We start from the raw sequence: 22,562 nt of genomic DNA on the forward strand, positions 1-22,562 counted from the left end.
ATGGAACTTTCATCCTTAACTGCGGTGTCACCGGTAGACGGCCGCTATGGCAGTAAAACCGCAGAATTACGATCTATTTTCAGTGAATTTGGTCTGATCAAATTTAGGGTGCAGGTAGAAGTACGCTGGTTGCAAAAACTGGCCGAGATCGACGGGATTAACGAAGTTCCGTCCTTTAGCCCTGAAGCCAGTGCAGCGCTTAACACTATTGTAAACGAGTTTTCTGAGGCAGATGCTGCACGCATAAAAGACATAGAGCGCACCACCAATCATGACGTGAAGGCGGTGGAGTATTTTCTCAAAGAAAAAGTGGCTGACAATGAAGAACTCAATAATGTGACAGAGTTCATTCATTTTGCCTGCACCTCAGAAGACATTAACAACCTTTCCCACGCACTGATGCTCAAAACCGCCCGGGATGACGTTATTCTGCCCTATTTTGACAAGCTTATCGGTGAGCTGGGACGCATGGCAAAGGAATACAAATCCATCGCCATGATGGCCCGCACTCATGGTCAGCCTGCCTCTCCCACTACCATGGGCAAAGAAATGGCTAATGTGATGGTCAGATTAAAGCGCCAGCGCAATCAACTGGCTCAGGTGGAACTATTGGGTAAACTAAATGGCGCCGTGGGTAACTATAACGCCCATTTGTCAGCCTATCCGGAGCTTGATTGGGAAGCCATCTCGGAAGCATTTGTAACCAGTCTGGGGATTCAGTGGAATGCATACACCACTCAAATTGAACCACACGATTATATCGCTGAAATGTTTGATGCCATTGCCCGATTTAACACGGTACTCATCGACTTCGACCGAGATGTTTGGGGTTATATCGCTTTGGGTCACTTTAAACAAAAGACGGTGGCCGGAGAAATTGGCTCATCAACCATGCCCCACAAGGTTAATCCCATTGATTTTGAGAACTCTGAAGGCAACCTGGGATTGGCCAATGCCATTTTCGATCACCTGGCGGCAAAGCTGCCCATATCACGCTGGCAACGGGATCTTACGGATTCCACGGTACTCAGAAATCTTGGCGTCGCAATAGGCTATTCACTTATCGCCTATCAAGCCAGTCTTAAGGGCATCAGCAAACTGGAAGTTAATGAAGCGAGTCTGGCACAGGAACTGGATGCCAACTGGGAGCTTCTGGCAGAGCCTGTACAAACGGTAATGCGTCGCTACGGTATTGAAAAACCTTATGAAAAGCTCAAAGAACTGACCCGTGGCAAGCGCATTAACCAACAGAAACTGGCAGAGTTTATCGACACACTGGCGTTACCTGATGAGGCCAGAGCAGAACTCAGGGCACTGACCCCCGCCACATATGTGGGCCAGGCCGAGCAATTGGTAGATAAGCTCTTTCGCTAAACATAGTTAACAGCTTATCGGAATCGCCATAAGCTTGCGTACGTGTCATAAGTCAGCCAGCCTGAACTATACTTAAAGCCCAACGTTGTTGGGCTTTTTTTATGGCAGAAGGAACTGGCATGCTCACATCCCTACTCAAGACCTGGATCTGGGCCGGAATCTCAGATAACTGGCATCAGGATATCAGTCCGCTGCGGCTCACCAACCTGCTTGCGTTACTTGTGTTCATCGTACTGATGATGCACTTACCTTTACACCTTTTATACTGGTCACAAGGGGGTGATCGCCAGGCGATCATGCTTTTGCTGCATTGCCTGATCACGCCATTGGTACCCTTGTCTGCACAGATGGGTCACCCGGCTATTGGGCGACGTATTCTGATCTTGTGCTTTGCCAGTTATATCACCCTCTCCAGTTTGTACCTCGGACATTACAGCGCGACCCACCTTTTTCTCATTCAGGGTTTTGTTATCAGTCCCTTTTTATATCAGGCCCATGAAAACAAGTTGATATGGCTGAGCGTCAGCACGTTCTTATTGCTGTTTGTGGTATTGGCCTACCAGCAGGTTAATCATATTGGCATTACGTATCAGGGTGACTATCAGTATGCGGTGCGCCAGTTCACCCATATCAGTTTTGCCCTGGCGTCATTATTGTGTGCCTATTTTATCCGCAAAGATCACATCAGCAGTTGGCGCAGACTGTATGCTGAACAAAGTCGTTCACATCAGTTGCTGCTCAATATTCTGCCTGAATCCATCGCTGAGCGTCTGAAACACAACCCTCAGACACTGGCCGATTATCACAGTAGTGCCACCATTCTGTTTGCCGACATTTGCCAGTTTACTGACATCACCAATAGCCGCTCACCGCGCCAATTAGTGGCTTTTTTGAGCGAGCTTTACGGTGGTTTCGACACCTTGTTGAAAAAGCATGGATTGGAAAAAATCAAAACCAATGGCGATGAATACATGGCGGTTTGTGGTGTCCCTGACTATTTTGATGACCATGCATGTCGTGCCTGTCGCTGCGCGCTGGACATGATGCGTTGTTTTGAGCGAATCAGTACCAGTTATAAGATCACCAATGGCCTGCGCATTGGTATTAATACCGGCGAGGTGGTCGCTGGCGTTATTGGCACCAACAAGTTTAGTTACGACTTATGGGGTGACAGCGTCAATCTGGCATCGAGGATGGAAAGTCAGGGCGCCAGCAACCAGATTCAGATCAGTGAATACACGTACCGGCAGGTTCGCCAACTATTTCACTGTTTGCCTCGAGGCCGCATACCCATAAAAGGCATGGGCGAATACCATACCTATTGGCTAACGCAAACACTCCCCAGTGGACAGCCTTCATCGCAAAAAAATCCACGCCAGCGCCAATTTGATTAATATTTAATCACATCCTAAACTTGTAGGTCGGCGCAATGATGCGCCGTATGGATACCGGAGGCCAGCTCGATGTCTTTTACGACAAAAAATGTCGACTGGATGAGTGCCAGAAAAGAGCTCACTAGAATCAGAGAAAAAGTGTTTGTGTGCGAATGGCGAATCCCCAGGGAAGTGGAGTTTGATCAACAGGATCACAGCGCCTGCCACGTTTTAATCTGCAATGAGCAGGGTGAAGAAGTCGCCACAGGGCGCATCACACCTGCCGGTGAGATCGGTCGCATTGCCGTGGTGAGTGGTTGTCGCAAGCCGGAAGTGTATACACAGTTAATTTCCGCACTGCTAACCATTGCAAGAGCCCAGGGGTTAGAGAGTGTGACCGTTCAATGTGAGTTGGAAGGCGTTAGCATTTATCAACAACAAGGTTTTCATCCCGTCGGAAGTGTCTTTATGGATGCCGGCATCCCGCGTCAGCGGATGTGCTGCAATATCGACCATTTCAACATCCCCAGAGTGGAGTTAACCCACTAGCTTAATCAGGGGCCGTTAGGCCCCTGCTATTTTTATCCCTGCCTCCAGACATTATCCTGCTCAGTCATTTGGTAGAGTAATTGCGCCTTGTTGTCCAGCAAGTCAGCGAATTCCTCCTGAGTCTTGTCGCCGGCAGACACCTGACGGATATTTTCTGATTTCATCTGCCAGCCCAATGCCAAATGGCGAAGCGCCGCACGTGCATCTTTAGCCGCACTAAGCGGAAGCACATCGGTAGGAAGGTCTCCTGCCACAGCCCAGTAATATTTGCCTTCTGTACTTTGCACTTTCCAGGCTGTTACCCAGGGTGCCAGATAACGACTCTCTTCCATTTTTACACTTTGTACGATTATTCCTTTCTCGGCCAAAAACTTACTGCACTTTTGCAATTGTGTTTTAACCCAATCAGAAACTTGCTCTTCATTCATCGGCTGCGGTTGTTGTGTCATTATTATTATTCCTCTAAAACGCCAAGCAGTGCTTGAAGCGGATGCCGTGGTTTAAACCCTTGTATTCTAGCGGTTTGACTTCGGCATGAATAGCCTGTGGCCAGAACTTGAGCCGGGCTAAGCTCTTTGAGCGCGTGTTTCCAGCTTAAGTCAAAGATACCGAAGGAGTTGTCCAGGTGGCTGGTTTCATGTCCGTAGGTTCCTGCCATGCCACAACAGCCTACGGACACCGGTGTCAAGGTCAGGCCAAAGCGACTAAAAATCTGTTGCCACTGTTTTTCAGCACTCGGCAGCGCCGTTTTCTCTGTACAATGGGCAAAGAGCGCAAAATCTGTATTTTCTAGATTATCATCAGAGGCCTCAGGCAACACCTCTGAGTCAATCGTCTGCAACCATTCATGCACCAGCAATACCTGAAAATTCCCACGCTCTTGTCCCAAGACTTTGCTGTACTCGTCTCGGTAACACAACACCAGTGATGGATCGACGCCCACCATGGGAATTCCCAATATGCCAACCTGATTAAGAAAATCCGCAGAATTTCGCGCTGTTGCAGCGAATTCCTTCAAAAATCCTTTTACATGCTGCGGCTTTCCATTGGGCTTAAAGGGCAACAAGACGGGGGTCAGACCCAGTTTCTTTGCCAGCTTGACCAAATCGGTGATGACCTCCGCTTCGTAGAAACTGGTAAAGGGATCCTGCACGATTAATACGTGGCGCTGACGTTGCTTTTCATTTAGTTTCTGCAACGCGTTCAAATCAAAACTTGCCGCTTCCCCGACACGCTGGTTCAGCACAGGTACCGATAATATCGGCGCATCCACATAGCCAAGCGTATTCCTAAGTAATGCCTTAACAGGCTTTAGGCCCATCACGTTGTTCACCAGGGTTGGCATTTTTGCCAGCCAAGGCGCCATTGTTTCAATATTCGCAACCAGATAATCTTTCAGCGGCCGCGCATAGCGACTGTAATACAAGCTCAAAAAACGAGCCCGAAAACCAGGCACATCCACATTTACCGGACATTGACTGGCACAGGCTTTACAGGCGAGGCATCCCTCCATGGCTTCCATCACCTGGTGAGAGAAGTCTTCTTTTTGTCGTTTATCGCGACTGTTTCTGAGGCGTTGCCAAAATGAAGGCGCACTGTCGCTTTTTTCCAAGTCATTAATATCCACCCCCTGATTTGACAACAGACGCAGCCACTCGCGCATTAAGCCCGCCCGCCCCTTGGGGCTGTGGCGTCGATCTCGGGTAATCTTACTGGAGGGACACATGGGCGACGTGGTGTCATAGTTAAAGCATAAGCCATTGCCATTACAACTCATTGCCGGCTCAAAGGCTTCACGCACAGCAACAGGAATTTGCCTGTCATAGGTGCCACGCTTAGTATCAGCGACTCTGACCAGCGCTTCATCCGAGTCAAACGGCGTACAAATTTTACCTGGATTCATTTTATTGAGTGGATCAAAGGCCGTTTTGATGTGACGCAATTCGTTAAACAGCTCGTCTCCGAAAAAGGCGGGCCCATACTCACTCCGATAACCTTTGCCATGCTCACCCCACATCAGGCCACCGTATTTTGCCACTAAGGCCACCACCTGATCGGAAATTTGCTGCATCAGTTTTTCCTGCTCAGGATCACACAGATCCAGTGCAGGTCTGACGTGCAGCACCCCGGCATCCACGTGACCAAACATGCCATAATGCAGGCCCTGGCTATCTAATAATGCTCTGAATTCCATGATGAAATCAGCCAGCTTTTCAGGTGGTACTGCCGTATCTTCTGCAAACGCTACCGGCTTTTTATCCCCTTTGGTTTTGCCAAGTAACCCCACTGCTTTCTTGCGCATGGCGTATATCTTACTAATTTGGCTGGTGTCAGAAGTCAGCTGATAGCCAATCACACCGGCCTGACCACTGGCGATATATTCATCCAGCTTTTCACATAAGGTTTTCACCTTGTGTTCCATGTCCCTGGCATCTTCGCTGTTGTATTCCACCATATTCAAACCCAGCAGCGTTTTATCCGGTACCTCCTGAATAAGATCGCTGACTGAGTGCCAGATAATGTCTTCTCTGGCCAGGTTAAGCACTTTGCTATCAACGGTTTCTACCGAAGTAGCTTGCGCTGCCACCATCTGAGGTGCATGTCGAAGCGCTGACTCAAAGGAATCATATTTAACATTCACCAGGGTTTTAAATTTGGCGATAGGCGTGACATTGAGCTTTGCTTGCGCCACAAAGGCTAAGGACCCTTCGGAGCCGGTTATAATGCGGCTGAGATCAAAGTGGGACAAACTGTCGTCAAAGACATGTTCAAGATCATAACCGGTCAAAAAGCGGTTAAGGCGCGGAAACTTTGCCAGAATCTGTTCGCGCTTTTGCTCACACGTGTTCAGTACCTGTTTAACGACCCTGCCGATAGGGCTGTTTTCATCGGCTTGCTTTCGGGCCTCTTCAACCGGTACAGGATGTGTATCCAGTAACGTCCCGTCTGCAAGCACACTGCGCAATGCCAGCACATGATCACTGGTTTTCCCATACACCAGTGATCCCTGCCCTGATGCATCAGTGTTAATCATGCCACCAATGGTGGCACGGTTGCTGGTAGAGAGATCCGGGGCAAAAAAGTATCCATGGGGTCGTAAAAAGTCATTTAGCTGGTCTTTTACCACGCCCGCTTCCACCTTGACCCACCCCTCTTTGGCATTGAAGTCCAGAATACGATTCATGTAGCGGGACAAATCCACCACGATACCAGAGGTCAGAGACTGACCATTGGTTCCGGTGCCACCACCGCGAGCAGAAAAACGTACCTGTGTATGCAGCTCAGCCAATTGCCCCAGGTATTGTAAGTCCTCTATGTTTTTGGGGAACACTACCGCCTGAGGCAATTTCTGGTAAACCGAGTTGTCCGTTGCTACTGCCAGTCGACTGGCGTAGCTGGTTTCGATATCACCGCTAAAACCCGCCTCGGGCAGTGCGTGCAAATAATCCAGATAACTTTGTTCAACAGATGAGAGGGCGTCGACTCGGGGTAACATTGGCAACTTCATGTTATTTAAAGTGGGCGGTATTATACCACAGGCGAGGATTTACGCATGGCCTGAGCACATGGGTAGGCCTGACTTTTTAGTTCATTTTGACATCAGTTGTAACAGTTATCAGCATGTCATTTCTTCTCTTAGTGGTAGGCTTAAATGGACCTATTATCAAAAAGTGAGTCCACTTATGTTACGAAACCTGCGTATTGCAATGGGCGTTTTACTCGCCGTCATTGGCGTTGTTTTTGCCATTTTGCCTGGATCGATTTTGTTCTTGTTGGCCGGGCTGGTGCTATTGAGTATGGAATTTCCGAAAATGCGCAAAGGCTTGTGGGGCTGTCAAAAAGCCATGCAACGCAGCGCTCAAAAGCTGGATCGCTACTTCCTTAACCGAAAATTACGACGCTGAGCCTTTGTTGTCGGTAAGCCTGAACATCAATTTCCGGGCAGGTAATAGTGAACAAAACATCTATCTGGGGGCTGATATTGTCTCCATCATCTCAATATGATTCTTCAGATATGACTTCAGGGCCAAATAATGGGCGTGCTGTTATTGTTCATACTTGGAGCAAAAAGTCTCTTATACCGGCAACCTGCGTTCAAAGAACTGTCCGATACTGAGCAGAATTACAGCAGTTGAACCGTTCCGGCGAAAAAGCACTTGCACCCGTCAAGCCCCATGGCTATTATACGCGCCGTTTCCGGTTATCACCGCTAACACCTGAAAACCTATCGTGCGTCCGTAGCTCAGTTGGTTAGAGCGCTGCCTTGACATGGCAGAGGTCGGTAGTTCGAGTCTACTCGGACGCACCACTTCCCACCAGGTTTCTGTTTTACTTCTGAACAAATCAAAATCCACGCCAATGAAATTGAATTTGCGAGCTCTTACTGTTGTCGACGCAGCGCCTCGATCAACTCAGCTTTATTCATTTTACTGCGCCCCTCAATATGCCTTTCTTTTGCCAGATTGTATAACTGCACCCGCGTGCGTTGCTCATAGGAAGTATGCGGATTGCCGGTGCCCTGGGTAATAGAGTTTGGCGTCCGGCCCTCTTCCCTGCGTTGCTGGTTGACGGTTTTCGCAGCAATGCGTTTAGCTGCCTGCTCACTCAGCCCTCTTTCTTCCTCGCTGGCCTTGATGTGCTGGTATTGCCGCTCATCTTTGTTAGTCCATACTTTTGGCACTATGACCTCCAGTTTCTTTGTAACTCGTACAGGTAGTATACCTGAGCGTCCGATTCAGAGTTAAAGCCAGCGCCTTACATTGCGCCGGTATAGCGCATAATCTTGTGGGAAACGCGCACTAAGGTGTGCCTCTTCTGATTTTACCTGTCGGTGCAGTGTTACCTGGCCGACCAACAGGCAAACAAGAGAAAACATCGAGGGCAGCGCCAGAAAAAATCCCAGTTGCGCCATGGCTACTCCCACAAACATGGGATTTCTGGATAATCCATACACACCCTGAGTCATCAGTCCCTCAGGTTGATATGGATCGATACCTGAACGCCAGCGATCTCCTAACAACAGATGGATGCTCATGGTCCCCACAAAACCCACGCTGAGTAAAATCATGCCGGTAATCACTACCGGCGCGTGGTACAAAGAGGAAAACATCCCCAGATAGTGCTCAGTTTGGGGCAGAAAAAAGCGCCAAACGCATACCATCCAGATTGCAATTCTGAAAACGCGAAAAAGGATGTGATTCCACCAGGTTGCACAAAAGCGTTGGCCAGGGAAAATGACTTCTGTGTGCTGAGACCGTTTTTTCACAGTAATACTGACCACATAAAATGCCGCTACAAAGGTATAAAATGCCGCAAGAAATATGCGGCTAAACGCGATAGCGGTGCCCGTACTGTCCATATTGATTCCCGGCCGGTGGTACTAATGCAAAGAAAAAAGCCTGACCTTACATGATAAAAGGTACGTGTTTTTTATCACAAATCTGAGCACGGCAAAAATGCCCTCCCCCCAGTCACACACAACACTGCACTTTTTTATCTTTCGTTGGTGCCTGCAAATTGCACTTGAGCAGCCACTGTCTTCATATAAACAAGGTAAACATATCGAATCACAGAGCCCCTCCTTTACAGCACTTGCCATCAATACGTACGCCATAAAAACCATTCACACGAAAGTGTCGATCTGCCCAGGGGGCGATTGTCGTACCACAGCAGAAGAGAAAAAAACCACTGTATTGATGAATCATCAGGTGGCGGAAATGTTTTTTTCTCGCCAGGCTGTCAATCCTCGACAGGCTAAAACGCTAGAGGCTTAATCTTATCGGCCACATGAGCATCTTGTGCCAGCTCCATAAAGGCCTCGCCAAGGCGGTCAGACTCACTGATGACTTTTTGCCAATACGGAATACGCTGCTCGGGCGTCATTTTTTCAAAATCTTTTCGATCGGGGATCTTCCCGTAGGGTAGCGATGCCACAAACTCGTCTGACGGCACCAGCATCAGCGTATTGGCGTAACTTTTCGCTGAAGGTCTGCGGGAAGGAAGCTTCTTGTCGAACCAGCCCGGCACCGGCGTTTTATAAAAATGTGGGTAAAACACCAGCCCCTGATTCGGGCCAAACTGTAAGTCAAAGTGATAGTCGATAATGCCGCCATCACGGTACATTCCGGGCGGTGCGCCGGGTATATTCTTGACCCCTTCGAGCACCACCGGAATCGACCCCGAGGCCAGCAGTGCCGCCTTGAGATTTGCTGTAGAAAGCGCCACCCTATGGCTGGACATTGAGTGGGGATCGTCAATGCTAAGGTTGGCTCCGGGCACAGAAAACACAAAACGCTGATAAAAGTGTTGCAGGTGTTTGCGTTTGACCATATTAGCAGTGGCGCTGGCGAGCAGACCGCTGAGCTGCAGAGGTTTGTTTTCCAAGGCTGTCGTGCCACGGCAGCGGGCAACGATAAAGTGAGCTCGAATAACCGGGTTATTCAGTATTTCATCAACACCATGCTCACCCAATACATAATCTAATAACGCCCTGCCCTTATGTGTAATTTCTCTGGCATCAGGTTTTGCCGAATAAATTGTTTGTGAATACCGCTGTGCAAGACGGTTTATGGCGGCCAGAGGGTCTTGCTGCGCAAAACACGCAAAACGAAAGGCACCTGCGGAGGAGCCAATGGCGTGCAGAGGAGACTGCCTGCCCGCAAAAAACTCCGAAAAAACGACTTTGTCCAGCCCTGCCAGCACAAACCATTTGGGGCCCCCAGAGGCCCCCAGTGCATAATCAAATAACGCCTGTTTGAGTCCATTTTGACGGATTCTTTCCAGGGCGTTGGGCCCTGCATACAATTCAAGTTCAGCCATAATGACCCCAAAACCTGCTGAAAAACGCGTTAAACTGAGCGGATTATACAAAAATTCAACCACTTAGTTTGATCAATCTGGCATCGATTTGATGCCATTTTCAACGGTTGGGGAAAAACCGTACACTCGATTTATTTTCTTTTTAAACATTCACTTAGGGCACTTATAAAGAGTACTTAACAAGGTTATCCACAGATAGTGTGGATATGTAGAAAAGTATCAACAGAGAAAACCAATGTTATACTCATGACAAGGCTCTATTTCTAAGTAATTTATGTCATTGCCCGCACCGTTTACGCTTTCTGTGTCAGATAGTGGCCTCAAGGACTGTAAGATACGCCTTGATATCACCGCACCACTCAGCGGCAAAGTCGCGCCACTGGATCAGGTAGCCAACTCGATATTCAGCAGTGGCTTGCTTGGGGCGGGCGTGAGCATTTCACCAACCGGGCATACCGTATTGTCGCCTTTTAGCGGTGTGATACTGGCTATCAGTCCGACCAAAGAGCAACTGCGCATTAAAAGTCGTCAGGGTCTTGAGGTATTGATACAAATTGGCATTAACAGTCATAAAATGATGAGCGAAGGCTTTAAACTGCGCGTTCGGGTCGGTGAGAACGTTAGGGCGGGTCAACCTCTGATGGAATTCGATCTGCGAAAACTCAGGCTCTACGCGACTTCTCCTGTGTGTTTCGTGCTGGTCCCTATATTGTCGCGTTTAAAGCACATTCAGGGGCATTATCACAGTCTGATGGCAGGAGAGGATCCCTGCATGACACTATTTATAGATTAGTTATGGTGTTATCTGGCCGACATAGCTTATAGCCAGGGCATATCGAAACCCTGTGTAAAATCCGCTAAGCTGTAGACCCTTCTTATCAGAAAACAACAGAGATTATGACCACGCTGTACGGTATAAAAAACTGCGACACCATTAAGAAAGCCCTCAAATGGCTTAAACAGCACGATATCCCGCATACATTTCATGACTATCGCCAGGATGGCCTGGATGCAGACTGGCTTGAGGCACGCATTCACGGGTTAGGCCTGTCTGCACTGGTGAATAAGCGTGGTACCACCTATCGTCAACTTGACGCTGCCCAAAAAGCTGCACTGGAAGAAGAAGATAAGCAAGCCGGATTGCACCTGCTATTGCAAGCGCCGGCGATGATCAAGCGCCCTCTGTTAGCGCACAACGATGGGTATTATCTGGGTTTTAACGCTGACCAATACGCGAGTCTGTTTAATGCAAAATGATGTTCTTGCCCTCGCCAAAGCGCTAATCAGTAAAGACTCCGTCACACCTAATGACGCGGGCTGTCAGACACTGATGGCCGAGTTCTTAAAACCACTTGGCTTTGATATTGAAATGCTGCCCTTTGAAGATACGCTCAATATGTGGGCACGACGCAACTCCTCAGGGCCGCTTCTGTGTTTTGCCGGACATACCGATGTGGTACCAGCCGGTCCGTTAGAAAAGTGGCACACCCCACCTTTCAAACCAACAGAGAAAGATGGCTATTTGTATGGTCGTGGCGCCGCCGATATGAAAGGCAGTCTGGCGGCTATGCTCAGCGCTGTGCATAACTTCGTTAGCCGCCACCCTGAGCACAGTGGCTCCATTGCCTTTTTAATTACCAGCGATGAAGAAGGTCCTTTTATCAATGGCACCACCCGCGTTATTGATACCCTGGAAGCGCGCAATGAAAAAATTGACTGGTGTATCGTGGGGGAACCTTCCAGCACAGACAAGCTGGGCGATGTGGTTAAAAATGGTCGCCGCGGTTCTCTGACCGGTCATTTAACCATCAAAGGTATACAGGGGCACGTCGCCTATCCTCACCTGGCGCGAAATCCTGTTCATCAGGCGGCCCCTGCCTTAGCCGAACTGGCAACCACAGAGTGGGATAAAGGAAATGCGTTTTTCCCTCCCACCAGCTTCCAGATTTCTAACTTAAATGCAGGCACCGGTGCTGGCAATGTCATTCCCGGTGAGATGCAGGTGCAGTTCAATTTTCGCTTTTCCACCGAAGTCACCGATCAGCAGTTAATTGAGCGCTCCAGGGCTATACTTGATAAACATGGTCTGGAATATGACCTTAGCTGGACGTTCAATGGGCAACCCTTTCTGACCGACAGTGGTCACCTGGTCAACGCCACCACCGCGGCCATAGAGAAAGTCTGTGGCAGAGCGACCAAGCTCTCCACCGCGGGCGGAACGTCAGACGGACGCTTTATCGCCCCGACCGGCGCACAGGTTATTGAACTGGGGCCGGTTAACGCCACCATTCATAAGGTAAACGAGTGTGTGCGCATTGAGGATCTCTATCAACTGGCTGATACCTACGAAGCCATACTCGAAAATTTGTTATGCTAACTTTCGAGCAGCTCAGCGGACAACAAGACAGTCACCTGATAGAAGCCGAGGCGGGCCATAAATTGCAAAAAGCGGTAGCGACAGCATTTAGTGCCATGCGCGAAGCAGCCGCATCAGACGGTGTCGGAGTGGATTTACTTAGCTGTTTTCGCAGTTTTGAACGCCAGATGCGAATCTGGAATGAAAAGTGGCATGGCCTGCGGCCAATTCTGGATGATCGGCACCAACCCCTTGATCCGCAACTGCTGAGCGACAAAGAAAAGCTGTTCGCTATTTTGCGCTTTTCAGCACTTCCCGGCACCAGCCGTCATCACTGGGGCTCAGACTTCGATGTGTTTGATGCCAAAGCGGTACATGCGTGTGATCAACCGTTTCAGCTAATCAGCGAAGAGTATCAACCACATGGTCCCTGCTTTGAGCTTTCAACATGGCTGAGCCATCATGCTGACGCCTTTGGATTCTACCGCCCCTATACCGGGGCCGCAGGCTCAGTGGCCCCTGAGCCATGGCATCTCAGCCACCGGGCTACCGCCGAACCACTGATTGCACAGATGACCAGCGAACGCCTGGGACCGCTGTTAGAAAAAACCGACCTTGCTGGTAAAGACACGGTATTATTGCACCTGGATGAAATTATCCGCCGATATGTCAGGTTTTAGCCTGTCCAACGCCCTACTTTATGCGCAGTGTGAAATAATATCTCACTGCGTACCATCAACCGGAGGATCCCATGACCTGGGAAGTCGCACTGTTTATCGCCCTGCCGCTGGGGTTTATTATCGGTAATATTATGCTGGTCAAGCACACAGCTAAAATGAAAATGCCTTCTTTACAAGACCATCAACCTGATAAAAAAGATAAGGCAGCACATGACTCTGCCAACAAGGAAACCGATAAAACAGATTAATCCCGGTAGCGCACTGCTGTGCCGCTGATGCTCACCATCAGCATGCTCCCCTGCTTGCCCACCACTTCGTAATCAATATCTACGCCAATGACGGCATTCGCACCCATTTGCCGCGCCTCATTTTCCAGCTCAGCAAATGCGATTTTTCGTGCCCGGGTTAATTCATCTTCATAGGAACCGGAGCGGCCGCCCACGATATCGCGAATAGAGGCAAAAATATCTTTAAACACATTTGCCCCCATCACGGCTTCGCCAACCACTACCCCGAGATAGGCCTCTACGCTTTTGTTCTCAAGACTATGGGTTGTACTGATGATCATGCTCTCTCTCACATTGTTGTTGCTCTAATAGTTTTCTAAGGGCGGCGATTTCCGTTTCACCCCGTGTCGGTGAATAAGCCGTAGCAGGTAATTTCCCCCACACAGGCTGAGGCCACGCAGGGTCATCCTTAAACCGGGCAATATGATGAATATGTAATTGGGGCACCTTATTTCCCAGCGCTGCCACGTTTAGCTTATCGGGTTTGCAATGCTGTTGCAGTGCGCAGCTCATCCATGCAGATTCACGCCACAGTTGCTGCTGGTCGGCCTGATTCATATCAATAATTTCACTGATGTTCTTTCGCCTGGGCACCAGAATTGTCCATGGATACTGACAGTCATTCATCAGCAGAACCCTTGATAAGGGTAGATCGGTAATCAGCAAGCAATCGCGTTGCAATTGGGGATGCAGTGCAAACATATTTTTCGAGCTGGCTCTGTGGTGGCTATTAACTTATTCTAAACCTAATTGATTTGCCAGAGGTGGCTGCTTTTGTTAGCAAAGGTTACAGTACGTTTTTTGGTCTTTTGGGTCAGCATATTAATATTCTATAGCCACGAACTCTTGGCGCAGCCACCGTTGCAGGTCGTCACTGAACTTTCCCCGCCGGCACAAACGCTGGTCGATGATCAGGTCGCAGGGACGGTCACCGAGCGTGTTCGGGCCATTCTTGACGCGGCTAACCTTAGCGCAGAATTTCGCATGTATCCGTGGGCCCGCGCCTACAACCTGACCCTTTCGCGTGCCAATACGCTGATCTATGCAATGGCCAGAACCCCGGTCAGAGAACAACACTTCCATTGGATTGCACCTGTGGGTGAATATCGTCTGGGGTTATTGCGGTTACGTTCCAACCAGCACGCCCTGATCAGTACACTGGATGACGCTAAGGCGCTGGTTACCGCGGTACAACGTGAGGATGTTGCCGTGGAATATTTAGCCACTCAAGGTTTTGAGGAAGGAAAGTCACTCCTCATTACCGCGGATATCACCGCATCCTGGGAGCTATTACTGAAGGGTAAAGTCGATTTTATTGTTGAAGATCCAGATGCCATGCAAGGCATGCTCGAACAATTTGCCGTCAGTGCCAGCCAGGTCGATATGGTGTATCTGATCCCACAGCTGGCTCAAACTACCTGGCTGGCGGCCAGCCTTAACACTGATCGCCAGCTTGTAGAACGCTTACAAAACGCCGCAGCGGCTATGCCTCACTGATTCGCGTTGGCACGACGGTCAGCAGTGCGCGTTGCCCCAAGGCGACCTTGGCGTTAGGAAAGACAATGGCTTCGCCTTGCTGTTCTACTTTATAGGTAGCCCCCGGCTCTTCAGCCAGCACAAAGCCCAACGGAAAATCAGTGAAGTTTGGCGTATCGTCGTCGAAATTCAGCTTAAAATCTTCTTTGGTACGATTAATTACCTGATTAATGGTGAAAATATGAAAGTCCTCTTCACGATAAGCCGGTAATTTCAGCTCTGTCTCTGTCACCAATGCCGTCAGTGTGTTTCTGGCCTGTTCAAAGCGACTCATATCGTTTTCCCCAAAGGGCCTGACTTTGCCCAGTTCCACCGTAAACGCATCGGCAGCAAATTCATTGGAGGAAAAATAGCTGAAGGTGGTCGTTGGCCCATTGGAAAGCAGAATCGTATTGACGCCGCAGGCAAGCAAAAAGCACAGCTGGCTGGTTTTCCAGGGCTTATTATGACGAAAGGGATAAACAGCAAACTTTTCATTTTTAGAGGCGCGAATGGCCGTATGTAAATCGTAATGACAGCGATAATCCTGTCCTAAACGCTCACCGGCGGCATAAAACTCCCTGATGGCATCTTCCAGCGTTTTAGCACGCTGACGCTCCTCATTCACCAGCCCCGGCCCTTGTGAGTGAGCCCCGCTGAACAGACGATTCATATTCTCTTCAACAAAGCGCTCACCGATATCCATTGCGGGCAAATTACCGAACAAAAACAAGACCCGCTGGCGCGCTCTGAGCTTGCCGGTGAGTAAGTCAGCGACAAGCTGGTCACAGATCTCAATGGGCGCAGTTTCATTACCGTGCACCCCACAAGACAGGACAATGTCTTTACCCGCCGGATCATTTGGGGTGAAACTGATAATCCCCGGGGCGGTAATGGACACATCCGTGCCATCAGATAAGGTAAAGCGAGAGGGCTTAGAAAAAAGCGTCGGCTGAGTGCGGCTTAAGTGTAAGAACTGACCATTTTCGATTAAATGCTGATTGCTCATGAACTATCTGTGTAGGGAGTTAATAAGGCGAGCTAGTCTAACAAACTTTCTGGCCCCCGACACGCTCTGGTTCATCCTCAGGCCTGCACGGGATAAGGTTTAGCCAACGCGGTGTTGATAAGCAAGGGAGGTCCCCACCATCAGATCGGTGTGCGTCAGCTCCACTAATTCTGCGAAAGGCACGGCTCTGGAAAACAGAAAACCCTGCCCCTTCATAATGCCCATATCTCGCAGGATATGAAGCTGTTCAACGGTTTCGATACCTTCAGCGATAACCTGGCAATCGATAGATTCAGCAATCAACTGAGAGGCCTGGATGATCGCTTTGTTGACCGGGTTATGCTCCAGTCCCATTACAAATGTCTTATCAATTTTAATGGTATCGAGCTTAATATCGCGGATATAAGCCAGATTCGAGTACCCTTTACCAAAATCATCCACTGCGATCTTCAGTCCCAGCTTCTTGATGTCAGATAACTGTCGTTTCACCAGTAAGGAATTTGAAAGGGCCACATCCTCAGTAAGCTCCAGCTCTATTTTTGCCATATCAACCTGATACACGCTGGCCAGCTGACGCACCTTTGAAACGAATCTGGAATCATATAGCTGGGTGGGTGAAATGTTTACCGAGACCTGTAGATCCTGCCCCTGACTGTGCAATCGATGGGCACTGTAAAAAGCTTTTTCCAGTACCCAGTAGCCCACCTCATTCATCATATTGTAGGACTCGGCAGCTTCAATAAAGGAGCCTGGTACAATGATGCCATCAAGCGGATGGTTCCAGCGCAACAGACATTCCGCACCGACAATTTGTAAGCTCTGCAAGTCCACCTTAGGTTGAAAATACAGCTCCAGTTCGTCGTTAGCAAAGGCGCGCTTCAAATCCGCTTTTAAGGCCAGCGAGCGACCGGTTTCGGCTTTTTCGGTCAGACTGATGATTTGAAAGTTATCATATTTATTCTGTTTGGCTTGCTTTAGCGCCGCTTCGGCTGCCGAAAAAATGCGACTGATTTCCCTGTTATGGCGTTCATTGGACACCGCGCCGACGTTAAAATCAGCGACAAACGCATGTTCTTCAAAACTGATTGGGGTCTTGAAATGCTCGATAAGATGGCTGTAAAAACTGTGCAGCTGTGCCTCGGTGTGGGTTCCAGGCAGCATTAGTCCAAAGATATCCCCACTGATGCGTCCCAACAGACAAGGTTCGCCGAACAGCACTTCAATCCTTTTAGCCACTTCCGCCAGAATGATGTCGCCAATGCGGTAGCCAAAACTGCTACTGACATCGGAAAAACGCACCACGTCCACAAGCATTAACGACAGGCACGGGTCCGCGTGGATCTGCTGCTCGATACGATCCAAAAAAGCATACCTGTTGGGAATGGCCGCCAGTGACGGGTTATTAAGACTCATTGAGTACTGCAACACCTCTTAAAATCTGGCCGGATTCTATCCATAATTCGGCAAAAAAAAAGCCCAAAGATGTATTTTTGAGCTTTTCCCTTCTAAACAACTGTAAAGTTGTCAAAAATACACTTATTCAATCACTCTACATGACAGGACGTTAAGCGCCAAATTCTCTGTACATACTCACGTATAGATCTGTCAGAGGTAAACTTACCCATGCGAGCTGTATTGATGATGGCTTTGCGGGCCCAACCTGCCTTATCGCGGTATGCCCGGTCCGCTTTTTGCTGCGCCTCGGAATACGCGTCAAAGTCAGCCAGCACCAGATAAGGATCGCCGCCATCCAATAAACTTTGTTTTACAGAGGCGAGTTCACCCGGCTTGCCAGGCGTAAAATAATCCGTTTCCAGCCAATCCAGCACCGCTTTGATTTCGCGGCTATTGTCGTAAATGTCATAGGGGTTGTAACCGGCCGCCCGCACCTTTTCTACTTCTTCAACGGTGAGACCAAAAATGAAGATGTTTTCATCCCCCACTTCTTCAGCAATTTCGATGTTAGCACCATCCAGCGTGCCGACGGTCAGCGCTCCATTGAGCGCCAGTTTCATATTACCTGTACCCGACGCTTCCTTGCCCGCTGTAGAAATCTGCTCCGAGATATCTGCAGCAGGTATCATCTTTTCAGCCAGGCTGACACGGTAGTTAGGTAAAAAGACCACCTTGAGTTTGTGATTAACCCGCACATCATTATTAATTTTATCTGCTACTTTATTGATGGCATAGATAATGTCTTTAGCCAGCTTATAGCCGGGCGCGGCTTTGGCACCAAACAAAAATGCGCGGGGATGCATATCATAATCCGGGTTCTCAAGCAGTCGACGATACAACGCCATAATATGCAGCAGATTCAGATGCTGACGCTTATATTCGTGCAGGCGTTTAATCTGAATATCAAAAATCATATTCGGATCCAGTTCAACACCAGTCAGTGCCTTGACTTCCGCAGCCAGCTTCACCTTATTGTCATGTTTGATTTGCATAAACTGCTGCTGAAACACCTTATCATCGGCAAAGTTCGCCAGTCCCTGTAGCTTGTCCAGATCGGTCGGCCACTGGTCGCCAATGCGGCTGTTAATCAGCTCCGATAACGCAGGGTTACAGGCTTTCAGCCAACGCCGCGGTGTAATGCCATTGGTGACGTTGGTGAGTTTACCCGGCCACAGTTGTTCAAACTCGGGGAAGAGATTTTCCTTGACCAGACGGGAGTGGATTTCCGCTACCCCGTTAACAGCAAAGGATCCGATCACCGACAGGTTACCCATTCGAATCATCTTCTCGCTGCTCTCCTCAATGATTGAAAGCTTACGCTTCATGGCATCATCACCAGGCCACTTCTTGTCCACATCGAGCATAAAGCGATGATTGATTTCATAGATAATTTCAAGATGACGGGGCAAAATCTTCGCCAGCATGCGAGCTGGCCACTTTTCAAGTGCTTCGGGTAACAGTGTATGGTTGGTATACGCAAAGGTGTTGCTGCTAATTTTCCAGGCCGTATCCCAGTCCATGTGGGCCCGATCCACCAGAATTCGCATCAGTTCAGGAATGGCGATAGCCGGATGCGTATCATTGAGCTGAATCACAACCTGCTCAGCAAAGCGGCTCCAGTCATCACCATGGGCGCGCTTGTAGCGACGAATAATGTCTTTGAGTGAACAGGCACAAAAGAAGTACTGCTGGATTAAACGTAATTCTTTGCCGGCTTCGGTTTCGTCATTGGGGTACAACACTTTGGAAATGGTTTCAGCCTGTACATTTTCACGCTGAGCATCTACGTACCCTCCGGCATTGAAGACATCCCAGTTAAAGTAATCTGACGCCTGACTCTCCCACAGCCGTAACACATTGACAGTTTTACCACCGTATCCCACCACAGGGATATCCCAGGGTACCCCTTTAACGATGGAACCTGGGTGCCACTCTTTATGAATCTGGCCTTTGTCGCCATACTTGGTTTCCACATACCCGTACAAGGGAATTTCCTGAATCGACTCGGGGCGGCAAATTTCCCAGGGGTTGCCGTAATCGCGCCAACTGTCGGGCCGCTCTATTTGGGCACCACTGCGTATTTCCTGACGGAACAATCCATGCTCATAATGTAAGCCATAACCAATGGCTGGTAATTCAAGGGTGGCAAGGGAGTCAATAAAGCACGCCGCCAGTCGCCCAAGGCCGCCATTACCGAGCGCCATATCCGGCTCCTGCTCCATCACATCAGACAGTTCTACGCCAAGTTCGCGCATTGCCTGATGGGTTTTCTCGAACAACCCAAGGTTATGTAGATTGTTGGACATTAACCGTCCCATTAGAAATTCGGCGGAGAAATAATGTACTGCCCGGGTGTCATTCATATAATGAGCTTTCTGAGTACTACGCAGCCGTTCCAACACCTGTTCCTGCACGGCCGCACAGGCGGCTTTCCACCATGCGTGATCATTCGCTTTATTCTCATCGGTGCCAAGTGAACAGTGCAGGTGGCGTACGATTGCCTGCTTGATATCATCCTTACTCAGCTCGTTGAGCTTACCTGGCGCCGATACCGGCTTAGGGGCTGTTTGGGTTTTCTTCATCATCTTGTCTCCGCCGTGATTCACTCAGGCAATGGTGTGCTTAGCGAAAAGCCGCACCGCAGCTAAAATGTAATTAAATTACAAAGATAAATTAAGTCTACCCCTTTTTCGTCGAAATAAAATGCTCAAAATGTTATTTTTTAGTTAAAAAAAAGGCCAGAAAAACATTTCCGGCCTCATTTTGTCATAAAATTACACTTTCATAACATCTTGTTATCAATATTTTAGCACTTAGCCATCGAAAACTCCGGCGATAAGTTCCTGTGCTTCATTAAGTAACAGGTTCAGGTGTGCATCATCCTTAAAACTCTCCGCGTAAATCTTGTATACCGCTTCGGTACCAGAGGGTCTGGCTGCAAACCAGCCATTTTCAGTACACACCTTAAGGCCGCCAATTGCAGCATCATTACCGGGGGCCTGAGTCAAAACATGGGTAATGGGCTCGCCAGCCAGCGCTTTGGATGTCAGCGAATCGGCACTCATCTTGGTCAGTTTACTTTTTTGGCTGGCACTGGCACCCACATCCAGACGTCGATAACGGGGTGTTCCTAAAGAATGAGTAAGCTGTTGATAATGTTTCGCCGGATCATGACCGGTGACGGCGAGAATTTCTGCAGCCAACAGACACATAATCATACCGTCTTTATCGGTGGCCCAGGGTTGTCCGTTGCGGCGCAGAAAAATCCCCCCAGCACTCTCCTCGCCAGCAAAGCCCATGCTGCCTTCGAGTAAATAAGGCACGAACCATTTGAAGCCTACGGGCATCTCTGCCAGCTCTCGCCCCAGAGCCCCTGCAACGCGGTCAATTAAAGCGCTGGATACCAGAGTCTTACCAATTTTCATATCTTTTGACCAGTCACTGCGATGGCGATACAAATAGTCAATCGCTACACAGAGGTAATGATTTGGATTCATCAGACCACTGCCTTGACAGACAATGCCATGGCGATCGAAATCAGCATCGTTGCCCCAGGCCAGATCAAAGCGGTCCTTCAATGCAATCAGGCCAGCCATGGCTGAAGGTGAAGAACAATCCATCCGTATCTTTCCATCTTTATCCAGGTGCATAAACCGGAATGTCGGATCCTGATACGGATTGACCACTTCGATATTTAGCCGGTATTGCTCTGCAATACGATGCCAGTAGTGCAGCCCCGCGCCCCCAAGCGGATCGGTGCCTAGTTTGAGGCCCGCACCCGCAATAGCCTGCATATCGATGACCTGGTCCAACTCGTCGATATAACTTTGCGCAAAATCTTTTTCGTGTACCAGCCCACTGTTAAGGGCACTGGCAAAGGTCATTCTCTTGACCCCTTTTAGATCGGCACCAATCAGATCGTTAGCCCGGGTCTGGATGGCATCGGTCACCTGGGTATCTGCAGGTCCCCCGTGGGGCGGGTTATACTTAAATCCGCCATCTCCAGGGGGGTTATGGGAAGGCGTTATCACCACGCCATCTCCCATGCCGCTTTGCCTGCTCCGGTTATAACTTAAAATAGCGTGAGAAATGGCCGGTGTAGGCGTATACCCTCGATCGACTTCAACAACCAGATTGACACCATTTGCGCACAACACTTCAACCGCTGTCATAAAAGCCGGTTCTGATAGAGCGTGTGTATCCATCCCCATGAAAAGCGGCCCACTGATATCATGGGCGGCTCGAAATTCCGCCAGCGCCTGACAAATCGCAGCGATGTGCCAGTCATTGAAGGTACGTGTCAATGCACTGCCGCGGTGACCGGAAGTACCAAACGCCACCGCGTGAGCAGGATTTGTCTTATCCGGTTGATAACTGTAATAAGCAGAAACCAATCGGGGGATATTAATTAAGTCTTGCGGACCAGCCAGTTGTCCGGCGCGGGGATCGAGTGCCATAGCGTTATCCTTTAGAACTGAGCGTTATTCATCTGATTGTGATGGTTCCAACAGTGCAGCAAGCGCCCGGGTATCTGCATCACTGTATGCCAGCACTCTCGCCACTTCTTGTAACATTGTCATTTTTTTCGCACTGTTATTATTGGTCACTACCCAGTAATGACTCTCAGGCAGTTGTTTCGGATTGGTGCTACTGCCGCTGGCCATTAGTTGATCTTTACTGGTAGCGAAATACACCCGATTGCGCCCACGCAGTTCCAATACTTTGGAAAAACGATCCGGATTAAACTTAGCCAACGCGCCCAGCAATGTTAAAAATCGGTCAACGGTGCGTTTTTGTCGGCTTACCCCTACTCGCTCCAGGTAACCAAAGAGTTCTTGCTCCTGGCGCGATGGCGGTGTGTCGGAAATTGGTGCAGGCTCAGGCGCGACTGCTGTTTTCAGCGGTGACGGGGGTTGTGCCTTTGATGTATTTTCGCCCAGCAATAAGCGACGCAAAATATCTGAGGCGCTCTCACCAATATCTTGAGTCTGCATGGCGATATAACGGTATAAATCTTCATCTATTTCAATGGTTTTCATCTATCACTACCAGTGTGCTTGCTGATTCAACTTGCTATTATACGGGGTCAGTGAATCGGTTACAGTACAGCATTTAGCCAAGTTATGCTTTTTATTAGCAGGAGCC

22 protein-coding genes and 1 tRNA gene are annotated in these 22,562 nt (G+C 49.1%); 11 read left to right on the top strand and 12 right to left on the bottom strand.

Features of this window, described 5'->3' with window-relative positions; genetic code table 11:
* From purB to CCY32_RS01895, 3 genes are all read left to right on the top strand, one after another.
* A complete protein-coding gene (purB, locus tag CCY32_RS01885; protein ID WP_088328794.1) occupies positions 1–1,374 on the top strand; it encodes an adenylosuccinate lyase in 1,374 nt (457 codons plus the stop codon).
* Between the two features lie 119 nt (positions 1,375–1,493).
* A complete protein-coding gene (locus CCY32_RS01890) occupies positions 1,494–2,768 on the top strand; it encodes an adenylate/guanylate cyclase domain-containing protein (RefSeq protein WP_168171406.1) in 1,275 nt (424 codons plus the stop codon).
* Between the two features lie 69 nt (positions 2,769–2,837).
* Positions 2,838–3,296: a GNAT family N-acetyltransferase gene (locus tag CCY32_RS01895; RefSeq protein WP_088328798.1), complete on the top strand. Its 459-nt coding sequence runs from the start codon at positions 2,838–2,840 to the stop codon at positions 3,294–3,296.
* A gap of 32 nt (positions 3,297–3,328) precedes the next feature.
* Here CCY32_RS01895 and CCY32_RS01900 read toward each other — a convergent pair whose 3' ends face one another.
* Positions 3,329–3,745 (bottom strand): DUF4826 family protein, encoded by a 417-nt coding sequence (locus CCY32_RS01900; protein ID WP_088328801.1) that lies wholly within the window; start codon positions 3,743–3,745, stop codon positions 3,329–3,331.
* 5 nt (positions 3,746–3,750) lie between these two features.
* On the bottom strand, positions 3,751–6,792 hold the full coding sequence (locus tag CCY32_RS01905; RefSeq protein ID WP_088328804.1) for an FAD-binding and (Fe-S)-binding domain-containing protein: 3,042 nt from the start codon (positions 6,790–6,792) through the stop codon (positions 3,751–3,753).
* Between the two features lie 10 nt (positions 6,793–6,802).
* On the opposite strand from CCY32_RS01905, the gene CCY32_RS17300 reads away from it, so the two are divergent.
* Together CCY32_RS17300 and CCY32_RS01915 are read left to right on the top strand one after the other, a co-directional pair.
* Positions 6,803–7,201, top strand: a complete 399-nt coding sequence (locus tag CCY32_RS17300) for a hypothetical protein (RefSeq protein WP_246840497.1) — start codon at positions 6,803–6,805, stop codon at positions 7,199–7,201.
* A 327-nt stretch (positions 7,202–7,528) separates the two neighbouring features.
* Positions 7,529–7,605: transfer RNA gene (locus tag CCY32_RS01915), tRNA-Val, on the top strand.
* A 72-nt stretch (positions 7,606–7,677) separates the two neighbouring features.
* Here CCY32_RS01915 and CCY32_RS01920 read toward each other — a convergent pair.
* The 3 genes from CCY32_RS01920 to CCY32_RS01935 form a co-directional block, all read right to left on the bottom strand.
* Positions 7,678–7,977, bottom strand: coding sequence for a Rho termination factor N-terminal domain-containing protein (locus CCY32_RS01920; protein ID WP_088328807.1), 300 nt, complete (start codon positions 7,975–7,977; stop codon positions 7,678–7,680).
* A gap of 60 nt (positions 7,978–8,037) precedes the next feature.
* Positions 8,038–8,655 (bottom strand): isoprenylcysteine carboxylmethyltransferase family protein, encoded by a 618-nt coding sequence (locus tag CCY32_RS01925; RefSeq protein WP_088328809.1) that lies wholly within the window; start codon positions 8,653–8,655, stop codon positions 8,038–8,040.
* A gap of 395 nt (positions 8,656–9,050) precedes the next feature.
* Complete coding sequence (locus CCY32_RS01935; RefSeq protein ID WP_088329227.1) at positions 9,051–10,115, bottom strand: hypothetical protein; 1,065 nt, start codon at positions 10,113–10,115, stop codon at positions 9,051–9,053.
* A 274-nt stretch (positions 10,116–10,389) separates the two neighbouring features.
* Here CCY32_RS01935 and CCY32_RS01940 point away from each other — a divergent pair, with 274 nt between their 5' ends.
* The 5 genes from CCY32_RS01940 (at position 10,390) to CCY32_RS01960 (ending at position 13,399) form a co-directional block, all read left to right on the top strand.
* A complete protein-coding gene (locus CCY32_RS01940) occupies positions 10,390–10,908 on the top strand; it encodes a PTS glucose transporter subunit IIA (RefSeq protein ID WP_088328815.1) in 519 nt (172 codons plus the stop codon).
* A 104-nt stretch (positions 10,909–11,012) separates the two neighbouring features.
* The gene (locus CCY32_RS01945; protein WP_088328818.1) at positions 11,013–11,372 is read left to right on the top strand and encodes an ArsC family reductase; all 360 of its coding nucleotides are present in this window, start codon (positions 11,013–11,015) and stop codon (positions 11,370–11,372) included.
* Positions 11,362–12,492 (top strand): succinyl-diaminopimelate desuccinylase, encoded by a 1,131-nt coding sequence (gene dapE / locus CCY32_RS01950; RefSeq protein ID WP_088328820.1) that lies wholly within the window; start codon positions 11,362–11,364, stop codon positions 12,490–12,492. The genes CCY32_RS01945 and dapE overlap by 11 nt, the downstream gene beginning before the upstream one ends.
* Positions 12,486–13,151, top strand: coding sequence for a M15 family metallopeptidase (locus tag CCY32_RS01955; RefSeq protein ID WP_088328823.1), 666 nt, complete (start codon positions 12,486–12,488; stop codon positions 13,149–13,151). Before dapE ends, CCY32_RS01955 begins: the two co-directional genes overlap by 7 nt.
* A 71-nt stretch (positions 13,152–13,222) precedes the next feature.
* Entirely contained in the window at positions 13,223–13,399 is a 177-nt protein-coding gene (locus CCY32_RS01960) for a DUF2897 family protein (protein WP_088328826.1), read from the top strand.
* Here CCY32_RS01960 and CCY32_RS01965 read toward each other — a convergent pair.
* A complete protein-coding gene (locus tag CCY32_RS01965) occupies positions 13,396–13,719 on the bottom strand; it encodes a heavy metal-binding domain-containing protein (protein ID WP_088328830.1) in 324 nt (107 codons plus the stop codon). The genes CCY32_RS01960 and CCY32_RS01965 overlap by 4 nt on opposite strands.
* Complete coding sequence (locus CCY32_RS01970; protein WP_088328832.1) at positions 13,697–14,140, bottom strand: HIT domain-containing protein; 444 nt, start codon at positions 14,138–14,140, stop codon at positions 13,697–13,699. Before CCY32_RS01970 ends, CCY32_RS01965 begins: the two co-directional genes overlap by 23 nt.
* Positions 14,141–14,299: 159 nt before the next feature.
* Between CCY32_RS01970 and CCY32_RS01975 the strand changes: the two genes are divergently transcribed.
* Positions 14,300–14,935, top strand: coding sequence for a transporter substrate-binding domain-containing protein (locus tag CCY32_RS01975; RefSeq protein WP_168171407.1), 636 nt, complete (start codon positions 14,300–14,302; stop codon positions 14,933–14,935).
* Here CCY32_RS01975 and astE read toward each other — a convergent pair.
* From astE to seqA, 5 genes are all read right to left on the bottom strand, one after another.
* Entirely contained in the window at positions 14,922–15,962 is a 1,041-nt protein-coding gene (gene astE / locus CCY32_RS01980) for a succinylglutamate desuccinylase (RefSeq protein WP_088328838.1), read from the bottom strand. The genes CCY32_RS01975 and astE overlap by 14 nt on opposite strands.
* Positions 15,963–16,061: 99 nt before the next feature.
* Entirely contained in the window at positions 16,062–17,375 is a 1,314-nt protein-coding gene (locus CCY32_RS01985; protein WP_088328840.1) for a bifunctional diguanylate cyclase/phosphodiesterase, read from the bottom strand.
* Between the two features lie 131 nt (positions 17,376–17,506).
* On the bottom strand, positions 17,507–19,999 hold the full coding sequence (locus CCY32_RS01990) for a glycogen/starch/alpha-glucan phosphorylase (RefSeq protein WP_088329228.1): 2,493 nt from the start codon (positions 19,997–19,999) through the stop codon (positions 17,507–17,509).
* A gap of 231 nt (positions 20,000–20,230) precedes the next feature.
* Positions 20,231–21,874 carry a phosphoglucomutase (alpha-D-glucose-1,6-bisphosphate-dependent) gene (gene pgm / locus CCY32_RS01995; RefSeq protein WP_088328842.1) on the bottom strand — a complete coding sequence of 548 codons (1,644 nt, stop codon included), beginning with the start codon at positions 21,872–21,874 and terminating at the stop codon, positions 20,231–20,233.
* Positions 21,875–21,898: 24 nt separating this feature from the next.
* Complete coding sequence (gene seqA / locus CCY32_RS02000) at positions 21,899–22,456, bottom strand: replication initiation negative regulator SeqA (protein WP_088328844.1); 558 nt, start codon at positions 22,454–22,456, stop codon at positions 21,899–21,901.
* Positions 22,457–22,562 lie beyond the last annotated feature (106 nt).

Source organism: Lacimicrobium sp. SS2-24 (assembly GCF_002201535.1).
Lineage (GTDB): Bacteria > Pseudomonadota > Gammaproteobacteria > Enterobacterales > Alteromonadaceae > Lacimicrobium.